This is a genomic window from Fructobacillus apis (assembly GCF_023893635.1).
Lineage (GTDB): Bacteria > Bacillota > Bacilli > Lactobacillales > Lactobacillaceae > Fructobacillus > Fructobacillus apis.
Window position 1 is genome coordinate 397,289 of record NZ_JAMWYK010000001.1, and the last position, 9,183, is coordinate 406,471.

The window sequence follows — 9,183 nt, forward strand, 5'->3', positions numbered from 1 at the left end:
TTAGCCTCTTTTAGGCAGTCAAACAAGGCTATTTGGTCGGCTTCTTTCCTAATAACGGGCGATGGTGTTTCACTTTTTCAGAATGAATGGTTATTTGATGCTTTTCCTCGTCAATTTCATAGGCATAGTCTTGTCTTTTCCCTTTGGTCTGCTGCTTTAAAAGGTAATCACGACTTGCCGAAATTTGTACACAATCAACCTTGGTCCGCTCAATCAAAAGCCGTTCGTTCTCAAGTCGATTGACGAAAATCTTCCCCTGAGCCAAATAAAACACAGTCAAGAGCATGATCAACGTGATGGTTGGTAACAAAATAAAGGCAGTGCGCTTTCTTATCATTGTTCGCCTCCATTGCCGCGAACTTTTTCAGGCAATAGCAGTTCCCCACTAAAGACCCGTTTTCGTCCATTCATCACCCGAAGTGTTTGATAACACCCGTGCTTTTCAACGCGTAGTTGGGCAACATCACCAAGTAAAACCATGCGCCCGTTTCGGTCGCCATCTAAAACGAGCCGCTCCTTTACCACGTGAAGAAGTTTTAACTCATTGTTTTCGCGACTGCTAAGCGTCAGGCTATTTGAGTGAACATCGTTAAGCAAGTACCCCTGTTCTTCGAGTTGGCTTAAGCAGAGCTGAAAACTGATGCGCTGATCTTCGGACGCATGCACATCGATGACGCGCTTTTCCCATTGCATCAAAAATGAAAGTCCCTGAATAACGATCGCGACGATTAACAAAGCTACGAGGCTTTCAATCAATGTGAAAGACGGGCTATGTCTACCCATTCTCTTTTGTACCATGTCACTTCTGCCCTTTCGATTTGGCCTGCTGTTCCAACGTCTTCAACAGTCTTACTTTCTCTCGATGAACTTCTACCCTTTCCTGTCGCAACTGTCGTTCCTGTTTCAAATACTTTTGGACCGTTTGCATTTCAATCAAGAGTATTCCACAAAATAAAGTCAGGGCGAGAAAGGACTCGACCAACATAAACGCCGAGCGTTTCTTAACCAAGGCCGTCATTTTATTCCTATTCAAAGTAATAGTCACCACCTCCAAACAAGATGACTAATCGAAAGATTTTCTTTCGAATGTCATCGATAAAAAGAATGGTTTTTGGTGACACAAATCCACTAGCAGATATTTTAACAACCTCTTCTCCCCTCACCCGATAGCCTTCTGGCAAAACGAGTCGTTCGTGTTCTGTCCACAGAGCGTTTTTAGAAAAGGTCATTGATAACATCTGCTCTTTTTCCTGAGCTAACAGCCGTTCGCTTTGATAAAGAAGCGAAAAGCGTTTTTTAAAGGTCGCCATCACCATCCCCGTCTCTTTTTTAGGTTGCAAAGTCACACAGAGAAACAATGTGGCTGAAACGATTGCTAAAACGATTAATGATTCAACTAAGGTAAAGGCCGCCTTTCTATTCCGGAAGTTGTGCTGAATCGCCTTCAACATTAATCTTCAAATCCTTTACCTTTTGCACTTGGTTTTTCGTTAGGTATCCTTCTGACTCAAGCTGTCCCAAGTTAACACTGTCCTGCCCTGGATGGTCGTTCATATACAAGTCAATTTGCGTCTGAACCGTTGCAGCCATGGCTTCACGGTGTGTTGCTTGAGCGTTTTCACGCTGCTTGGTTAGGTTTGGCAAAATTAAAAGCATCAGCAAACCGATGATGAAGAGCACAATCGTGGCTTCAATCAACGTGAAGGCCGTTCGCTTCTTGGAAAGGAAATGTGTCTTCGTCACGACTAACTTCTTTTGGTTTTCTGTTCTCATGTGGGTAATCCTCCTAAGTTTTGGTAAAGGGGTAAAAGCATGGCTAAATAAAGCAGCACAATGGCGACACCGACGACGGTGAATAGAATGGGCTGAATCCAGGAGAACACTCGTTTGATTCTTCGGTCGAAACTCATGAACTCGTGTTTGGCAAAATAAGACAGATACGTGGCTAGCAAAGTTGACTCAAAGCCTCGACTTAAATAGGCACCCAAAGTTGGATTCAAGAACGACTGCTTTCCCACCCAAGATGAAACGTCTTCACCTCGGTCTAAATAGCGTTTCAAGTCCTCAGCCAACTCCAGTGCAAGACTCGTTTTTCCTTTTTCTTTCTGACAGAAGGTGGACACAATGGCTGGTAATGTTAACCCTGCAGCGAGTAAAAGGGCCAGCTGCTCCGCAACCAAACCGGAGATCAGGGTTTTACTCAAGGATGAGAGAAAAGGAATATTAGAAAGGAGCCTGCAGCGTTTTAACGGACGTTTGTTCATCAAAACGACGTAAACTAAACAGCCAAATCCGGAAAGGAAAAGGACGAGTCCGAGTATCAAATGGAGGGCAAAGAGCGCAACGTTTCCCTCCCCATGTCCCAAGGCGCCCGTCAACGTGGAAAAGACGGGATAAAGCGTCGTTTCCAAGCCATACACCATGGCAAACAAAACAACTAACAGCAGAGCGGGATAGGTGAGCGCTGCCTTTAGTTGGCGCTGATAATCCATCATTAACTGCATTTTGTCAGCGAGGTGCTGGACGGTTTGCGAAAAGCGACCTTGTTCTTGTGCCAGGTGTAGGTAAATCCGAATACCTGGATCAAATAAAGGTCCAAGAGAATCCGAAATGGTTACCCCTGACGCCAGTTCTTCTTGAACGGCTTTGAGTTTGAATTGCCAAGAGTGGTGGGCGTCAACTAAAATACCCAACGACTGATTTAACGAGTAGCCAGCCTGTCCGAGCTCTGCCAGTTCTTTTAAAAAGACGACTTGATCAGCTTTACTAAGTAGCTGCTTATTTCGACTAAACATCACGTGTTCCCCTTTCATCATCCACAATACGGATGGCTTCACCCTCCTTCCAATCAACCCAGGACAGTTTTGCTGCTAAGGTGTCTGTCTTTGTTTTCACCAAACGTTGATAGACACTCTTCACGAGCGCAGCGCTAACGAGCGTGGCATCTAAACCAAGGTCGAGCAAGCGGTCGACAACCAAAATCGCAGAATTGGCGTGGATGGTCGCGAGTACAAGATGGCCAGATAAGGCGGCTTGCAAGGCCGCGTGCGCCGTTTTTTTATCACGAATCTCACCGATGACAAGGATGTCTGGTCGCTGTCGTAAGGCGACCTTGATGAGGTCTTCGTAAAAAATGTTGGCAGTTTCGTTTACCTGAAGCTGTAGGTACTCGGGTTCGACGTACTCAACGGGATCCTCGACGGTTAAGACCGCACGGTTTTTGGACCACTTCCGTAATAATCGGTAGAGCGTGCTGGTTTTCCCAGCACCTGTTGGTCCAGCGATAAGATACAAGCCGGAACTGGGTTGCGTGTTGAGAAGTTCATCGAAATGACCGTTATCCGTGAAGTGTTGGACGCCTAAGCTTGGCTGTAGCAGTCGAATGACGAGGCTTTCTTTCCCGAGAAAATCGCCAACAACAGAAACACGAATAAAGTGTTCTTCAAAGGTAAAGCGGCCGAGTTGAGGACGGCGCTTTTCAGCCAGATTCAAGAGCGCCCAATATTTGATGACGGAGAGAACGTGCTCGGCAAAGCGAGGGGTGAGCTGTTGGAGAGTGCGAAGCGTTCCGTCAACTTGTCCGGATAGGCGGTAGGAATTGCCGACTGACTTAAAATACAAATCAGCGTAATGTTGTTCGATTGCTAGGACGAGGATGCGTTCGATCCAGGCTTTGGGGGTCCAGCCGTTTTCGGCGGGCCAGGGTGCGCAGTGTTTTGCCATGTCTTCCTCCCTTCACGCGAATATTACGTAAGGTCGTCAGATTTATCGCAAAATTTTTATAAAAAAAAGCCGAACCCCAAAAAGGGTTCGACTTCAACGTCATCTTTTTACTTTAACGTCTTCTGTTCAAGAGCCGCCTGCCGCGTGGATTCGAGTAACTTGGCAATTGTCATGGGACCAACACCGCCCGGAACGGGCGTCAACCAAGAAGCCTTCGCGCGTGCTTCCTCGTCATTCACATCCCCACAGGCCTTCCCGTCGACGAGGTTCATCCCCACGTCAATAACGATGGCACCGTCTTTAATCTGGTCGCCTCGGATGAAGTTGGGCTTTCCAACGCCACACACCACGATGTCCGCCTTCAAGAGCATCTCATCCAGCACTTCCTTTGGCGTGTAACGGTGGGCAATTGTTACCGTGGCGTTCGCGTTTAAAAGAAGCGCGGCCATTGGACGACCAAAAAGTTGGGAACGGCCAACAACAACGGCCGTCTTACCCGCAACGTCCAAGTTGTAGTGGTCCAAAAGGGTCATGACTCCCTTTGGCGTTGCGGCAATTGGGTAGTTTCCCTTTTCGTTTGCAAACAAGCGCCCTTGGTTCGTAACGCCCAATCCATCAACGTCTTTTTCCGGAGCAACGGCCGCAAAAACAGCCGCATCGTCGATGCCTTCCGGCAACGGTGCCTGTACCAAAATACCGTTTACGGAATCGTCGGCGTTCAACTTTTCTACCATTGCAATGGCATCTTCGGTACTTTGACCGGCTGAAACTTCAAAGTCCTTCGTTTCGATACCGACTTTGGCAGCCGCACGTTGCTTCATTCCAACGTAGAGGCGTGACCCATCGTCTTTTGGATCGTATAACACAGCGAGTGAAAGGGACTCTCCGGCAACGCTGATCTCTTCCGCCAGTTTTTCACGGAGTTCTTTTGCTACTTTTTTTCCGTCTAAAATATTAGTCATTTTAGCCCCTTTCGTTCCTTGAGACAGTGAAGTGTTGTAAAATATCAATATCTTATATTCTATCAAAGCTGAGCAGCAAAGGAGCAGAAAATGACCGACGAACGAATCTCTTGGGACCAGTATTTCATCGCCCAGTCCGCCATCTTGTCGACGCGTTCAACTTGTACCCGCCGCCACGTTGGTGCCATCTTGGTCAAGGATAATCGCATCATCGCTTCGGGTTACAACGGGGCCGTTTCAGGTACGCCACACTGTACCGAAGTGGGTGACTACATCGTTGATGGCCACTGCATCCGCGCGGTTCACGCCGAACAAAACGCGTTGATGCAGGCCGCTTCAATGGGCATTGGAGTGGAGGGTTCAACGCTTTACGTGACGGATGCGCCCTGCGTGTTCTGTACGAAGTTGCTCCTTCAAGCCGGAATCAAAAAGATTAACTTCATGCGCGATTACCGAAACGACGAGTTTGCCGAAAACTTGTTGAAGGAAAAGAACGTGCCATTGCGCCAGGTGCCATTCGAAGAAGAAACTTCTGAGCAAATTAATTTGGCACAATTTTTAAAGTAATGTTTTATGAAAACGCCGCTTTCGCGGCTTTTTTATACAAACAACAGCTCTTTGCCTCGCCAACAGGAAAGCAGTCCGGCCACCCTTAAAAATGCTCGGTAGTCAACCTTGAAATACAGCCCCTAATTTGGCATACTTAAGAATAATGAATTACGATAAATGAGGTTGCAACATGAGCAAAAACGAAGAACAGTATTTGGACTTAGCCCGTCGCATCTTGGACGAAGGGCACTACAAGGACGACCGTACCGGAACGGGTACCTACTCCATTTTCGGAACGCGGATGCGTTTTAACTTGGACGAAGGATTCCCAATGTTGACGACGAAGAAGGTTTTCTTCAAGCTCATCAAGTCTGAATTACTTTGGTTCTTGCGCGGTGATAACAACATCCGTTTCTTGCTCCAAAACAACAACCACATCTGGGACGAATGGGCCTTCAAGAAGTGTGTTGAATCAGAAGACTACGATGGTCCGGACATGACGGACTTCGGACTTCGTTCCGAAAAGGACCCCGAATTCAAGGCCGAATACCTGAAGCAAAAGGATCGTTTCGTTCAATTGATTTTGGAAGACGATGACTTCATGGAAAAGTTTGGTTACATCGGTGAAGTTTACGGAAAGCTCTGGCGTTCATGGGCTTCTGTTAAGCCCGGTGGCCAAGAAGTTGATCAGATTCAAAACTTGATTGACCAGATTAAGACAAACCCAAACTCACGTCGTTTGATTTTGTCTGCCTGGAACGCTGAAACAACACCACAAGCACCGCTTCCTTCTTGCCACGTTCTCTCACAGTTCTACGTGTCAGACGGCAAGTTGTCAGCACAACTCTACCAACGATCCGGTGACTTCTTCTTGGGTGTCCCCTTCAACATCGCCTCTTACTCATTGCTCATTCACATGATTGCAGCACAAACTGGCCTCGAAGTCGGTGACTTTGTCCACACGATTGGTGATACACACATCTACAAGAACCACATGGACCAAGTGGAAGAACAACTTTCACGTCCAATGCACGACCTGCCAAAGATTTGGTTGAACCCTGAAGTGAAGTCAATCTTTGACTACACGATGGACGACATCAAGTTGGTCGACTACGAATCAGAACCCGCCATCAAGGCACCGGTTGCGGTTTAAAGCAAGCAAAAGCACAGCGTATGCAACGCTGTGCTTTTTATATGTTTGCATCAACATGTTTTAAACGATAAAATGAGCTTGCTTATTAGGAGAATTCGATGTTTCAATCACACAAAATCAAAATCGCCTTTACCATACTAGTTATTATCGCCACGGCAAGCTTGGTCTTCATGACCCAAGACAGCAAGCCAAAGTCCCATCCCGACCACTATCAAGATCAAAATCGGGACGTAAATGCCCAACAAAGCAGTTCTTCTTCCGATAAACTCAGCTACTATTCCGGACAGAAGGTGACCCACATCCCAATGACGGATGGCACGGTTGATAATGGCGCCACTTATTGGACGGCTAAGATGACCATTGATGGAAAGAAAACGACTGTCGTTGCGTCCTACTACCGGATGGGCTACTTCTCCATCTACACAAAACAACCAACGAATAAGATTCAATCCTTTACCTATAAGGGTGACGATTACCAGAAGTTCATCGGTGCAAAAGACCTGGACGAAATTGCATCCAAGTCCGAACCCTATAATTATTAAATGCAGTAAAGAAAAGCACAGCGCTAACACGTTGTGCTTTTTCTTCGCTCATTTTTGTCAAAGCTCTTTGACATTTTATGTAAAGAATGTTTTACTATTTATGTCAAACGCCTTTGACATTTTGATTGGAGAAAATCTTATGATCAATAACATTCGCGATATGCGCAAGAGTCAACGTTTCTCACAAGACGAGCTCGCCCAGCGCACTGGCGTGACGCGCCAGACCATCAACGCCATCGAAAACAACAAGTACGACCCATCGCTCGCCTTGGCATTCGAGCTGGCCTACGTCCTGCACACGACGGTGCAAGACCTCTTTCACTACGACAAGCCCATCCGCCTATCGGAAAAGGAGAACTGATTCATGTCGAAAACAAAACAATTTGTCCGCTTTACCTTTTATTGGAAGCTTCTCTGGCAAAGCCTTGCGATTGCCATGGTTATTTTTGAGGCGTTTAATCATAAAGACCTCGCCTGGTATCTCACGCTGGCCTTCTTTTTCACTTACCTGGCCGGCACGTACATCGTGAGCCAACGCTTTGGCGTCAACTTGCTTTCCGCAAAACAAAGCGACTACATCGCAGACGAACGCGACGCCGCGATTGCCGAGAAAGTGAACCGGACGATGAAGTATAACCGCGATCACATGGCTTTTTCCCTCATCATTGTCGGCATGTTCGTCTTCAACCCGATGAATGACACGTGGATGAAGGTCCTGATGTTCGTTGCCTACATGATCATGGCGATGATTTTTTCAAATGTCGAATACTACTACCTCTGGAACAAGTTCGACAAAGACTAACAATACAAGGAGCTTAATGCATGTCTAAAATTAAACAGTATGTCATTTGGAATTTTTATGGCAATACCTTTCAAACCGTCCTGCTTATGATTTTTACCGGTCTTTTCATCTTTAATTTTGAACTAGCCGCGTTTATCGTTATCGGACTGGACCTCCTCGCTTTCATTGCCTTTTCTTACTACGTTAAAAAGAAATTGAACATCAACATGTGGAAGGTGAAAAGCATCGACTTAGTAGCCGATGAACGGGAGCGCGATATCTTAACGAAGGTCAATGCCGAGCAGATGCAGACCTATTTCTTTATCGGAATATTGGCTTTTTCATGGGGGCTGCTATTCTTTTCCGATGGCAACGTCGACTTCGCTTTTTCAAAATGCGTCTTCATTTTGTGGGTTGGACTGGCGAGTTTCTTACCCGGCTATCGTTTCATGACCCTCTGGTACAAATACGACAAAGAATATTAACAAACAAAAAGGCCCAGCATTTCACTGGGCCTTTTTTACTATGTCATCACAATGATGAACAGCCTTCATTCAAATAAAAAACCACCGCTGTCCGGCAGTGGTTTTGGAAAGTTGGCATCGCAACTTTTTATGCTTTTACGCTTAAAATATAACACCATCCCCATCCAAAGTAAACGCATTATTCCTCACCTGCATAAAATGACATTTGGTCTTTTTTATTTGCAATAACCTTGATGATATTACGTATTATTTGTTGATTAGGAAAGTTCATCCTCTTTTACGGCACTGAAGTTAGGTGCCAGGAAAGGAGGTAGTGCATGAACGATTTATATGACTTTTTAATTCAAGTGCTAATCGCCGTACTAGATCAGTTAGTCGCGGAGCTAGTATTAACTTACTTGAATAAGTGGCTTGACACCCTCGTGGATGAATAGTCACATTAGCCTCGGTCCCCACCGGGGCTTTTTTGGATACAAAAAAACCACCGTCCCCACGGTGGTTCTTCGAAAGTTGGTATCGCAACTTTATATGACTTTCTAGCAAAAATATACCACCATCCCACGCCAAAGTAAACGCCTTTTTTACTTAGAGGATGATGTTTCAGAATCCTTCTGATTCGTTATATCGTACCATGCGTTTGCAAGCCGACTTTGCATATCCGTTTTCTGATAATCATGTGGCGTATTGGCGATTTCAGCGATCGTCGACACACCAATACTTAGGAATAAGAAGACTGTTGCAGCTAGCAACCACTTTCCTTTCTTCGAAAGCTTCCTTCCAGCTTTCCGACTGGTGCGCCATTCAAAAATAAGCCAAATTAAAACAAAATAGAATGCAGCAACCAAGACATACGAAATTTTGGACGCATCTGGAGCATCGATTACCGCAGGACCAAAGGCTCATATGTCAAGAAATTGGACAAAAATAAGTGTATAAAATATTTTGAGCTACGTCCGTTAAATACATTCTAATCAATTCATTTGTTTCT

Annotated in this window: 13 protein-coding genes; 6 read left to right on the forward strand and 7 right to left on the reverse strand. The window is 45.7% G+C overall.

Annotation, left to right across the window (positions count from 1 at the left end; all coding sequences use genetic code 11):
- Window positions 1-28: 28 nt before the first annotated feature.
- From NFX39_RS01715 to NFX39_RS01745, 7 genes are all read right to left on the reverse strand, one after another.
- Window positions 29-337, reverse strand: coding sequence for a hypothetical protein (locus NFX39_RS01715; protein ID WP_252442416.1), 309 nt, complete (start codon window positions 335-337; stop codon window positions 29-31).
- On the reverse strand, window positions 334-798 hold the full coding sequence (locus tag NFX39_RS01720; protein WP_252442418.1) for a prepilin-type N-terminal cleavage/methylation domain-containing protein: 465 nt from the start codon (window positions 796-798) through the stop codon (window positions 334-336). The genes NFX39_RS01715 and NFX39_RS01720 overlap by 4 nt, the downstream gene beginning before the upstream one ends.
- A 227-nt stretch (window positions 799-1,025) precedes the next feature.
- Window positions 1,026-1,451: a type II secretion system protein gene (locus NFX39_RS01725; RefSeq protein ID WP_252442420.1), complete on the reverse strand. Its 426-nt coding sequence runs from the start codon at window positions 1,449-1,451 to the stop codon at window positions 1,026-1,028.
- Entirely contained in the window at window positions 1,417-1,773 is a 357-nt protein-coding gene (gene comGC, locus NFX39_RS01730) for a competence type IV pilus major pilin ComGC (RefSeq protein ID WP_252442422.1), read from the reverse strand. Before comGC ends, NFX39_RS01725 begins: the two co-directional genes overlap by 35 nt.
- Window positions 1,770-2,795 carry a type II secretion system F family protein gene (locus NFX39_RS01735; protein WP_252442424.1) on the reverse strand — a complete coding sequence of 342 codons (1,026 nt, stop codon included), beginning with the start codon at window positions 2,793-2,795 and terminating at the stop codon, window positions 1,770-1,772. Before NFX39_RS01735 ends, comGC begins: the two co-directional genes overlap by 4 nt.
- A complete protein-coding gene (locus tag NFX39_RS01740; RefSeq protein WP_252442426.1) occupies window positions 2,788-3,723 on the reverse strand; it encodes an ATPase, T2SS/T4P/T4SS family in 936 nt (311 codons plus the stop codon). The genes NFX39_RS01735 and NFX39_RS01740 overlap by 8 nt, the downstream gene beginning before the upstream one ends.
- Before the next feature lie 107 nt (window positions 3,724-3,830).
- A complete protein-coding gene (locus tag NFX39_RS01745) occupies window positions 3,831-4,685 on the reverse strand; it encodes a bifunctional 5,10-methylenetetrahydrofolate dehydrogenase/5,10-methenyltetrahydrofolate cyclohydrolase (protein WP_252442428.1) in 855 nt (284 codons plus the stop codon).
- A gap of 90 nt (window positions 4,686-4,775) precedes the next feature.
- Between NFX39_RS01745 and NFX39_RS01750 the strand changes: the two genes are divergently transcribed.
- The 6 genes from NFX39_RS01750 to NFX39_RS01775 all read left to right on the forward strand — a co-directional run bounded on the left by NFX39_RS01750 (window position 4,776) and on the right by NFX39_RS01775 (window position 8,195).
- Complete coding sequence (locus NFX39_RS01750; RefSeq protein ID WP_252442430.1) at window positions 4,776-5,252, forward strand: deoxycytidylate deaminase; 477 nt, start codon at window positions 4,776-4,778, stop codon at window positions 5,250-5,252.
- A 172-nt stretch (window positions 5,253-5,424) separates the two neighbouring features.
- Window positions 5,425-6,387, forward strand: a complete 963-nt coding sequence (locus NFX39_RS01755; protein WP_252442432.1) for a thymidylate synthase — start codon at window positions 5,425-5,427, stop codon at window positions 6,385-6,387.
- A 98-nt stretch (window positions 6,388-6,485) separates the two neighbouring features.
- Window positions 6,486-6,929, forward strand: a complete 444-nt coding sequence (locus tag NFX39_RS01760) for a hypothetical protein (RefSeq protein WP_252442434.1) — start codon at window positions 6,486-6,488, stop codon at window positions 6,927-6,929.
- Between the two features lie 139 nt (window positions 6,930-7,068).
- Window positions 7,069-7,290 carry a helix-turn-helix transcriptional regulator gene (locus tag NFX39_RS01765; RefSeq protein WP_252442436.1) on the forward strand — a complete coding sequence of 74 codons (222 nt, stop codon included), beginning with the start codon at window positions 7,069-7,071 and terminating at the stop codon, window positions 7,288-7,290.
- A gap of 3 nt (window positions 7,291-7,293) precedes the next feature.
- Window positions 7,294-7,731, forward strand: a complete 438-nt coding sequence (locus NFX39_RS01770; RefSeq protein ID WP_252442438.1) for a hypothetical protein — start codon at window positions 7,294-7,296, stop codon at window positions 7,729-7,731.
- A 20-nt stretch (window positions 7,732-7,751) separates the two neighbouring features.
- Entirely contained in the window at window positions 7,752-8,195 is a 444-nt protein-coding gene (locus tag NFX39_RS01775) for a hypothetical protein (RefSeq protein WP_252442440.1), read from the forward strand.
- The last annotated feature ends 988 nt before the right edge of the window (window positions 8,196-9,183 follow it).

Coding starts and splice junctions, on each gene's coding strand:
- NFX39_RS01725 (WP_252442420.1), bottom strand. CDS start 1,451: ATGTTGAAGGCGATTCAGCACAACTTCCGGAATAGAAAGGCGGCCTTT.
- NFX39_RS01775 (WP_252442440.1), top strand. CDS start 7,752: ATGTCTAAAATTAAACAGTATGTCATTTGGAATTTTTATGGCAATACC.
- NFX39_RS01720 (WP_252442418.1), bottom strand. CDS start 798: ATGGTACAAAAGAGAATGGGTAGACATAGCCCGTCTTTCACATTGATT.
- NFX39_RS01755 (WP_252442432.1), top strand. CDS start 5,425: ATGAGCAAAAACGAAGAACAGTATTTGGACTTAGCCCGTCGCATCTTG.
- NFX39_RS01740 (WP_252442426.1), bottom strand. CDS start 3,723: ATGGCAAAACACTGCGCACCCTGGCCCGCCGAAAACGGCTGGACCCCC.
- NFX39_RS01770 (WP_252442438.1), top strand. CDS start 7,294: ATGTCGAAAACAAAACAATTTGTCCGCTTTACCTTTTATTGGAAGCTT.
- NFX39_RS01745 (WP_252442428.1), bottom strand. CDS start 4,685: ATGACTAATATTTTAGACGGAAAAAAAGTAGCAAAAGAACTCCGTGAA.
- comGC (WP_252442422.1), bottom strand. CDS start 1,773: ATGAGAACAGAAAACCAAAAGAAGTTAGTCGTGACGAAGACACATTTC.
- NFX39_RS01765 (WP_252442436.1), top strand. CDS start 7,069: ATGATCAATAACATTCGCGATATGCGCAAGAGTCAACGTTTCTCACAA.
- NFX39_RS01760 (WP_252442434.1), top strand. CDS start 6,486: ATGTTTCAATCACACAAAATCAAAATCGCCTTTACCATACTAGTTATT.
- NFX39_RS01715 (WP_252442416.1), bottom strand. CDS start 337: ATGATAAGAAAGCGCACTGCCTTTATTTTGTTACCAACCATCACGTTG.
- NFX39_RS01735 (WP_252442424.1), bottom strand. CDS start 2,795: ATGTTTAGTCGAAATAAGCAGCTACTTAGTAAAGCTGATCAAGTCGTC.
- NFX39_RS01750 (WP_252442430.1), top strand. CDS start 4,776: ATGACCGACGAACGAATCTCTTGGGACCAGTATTTCATCGCCCAGTCC.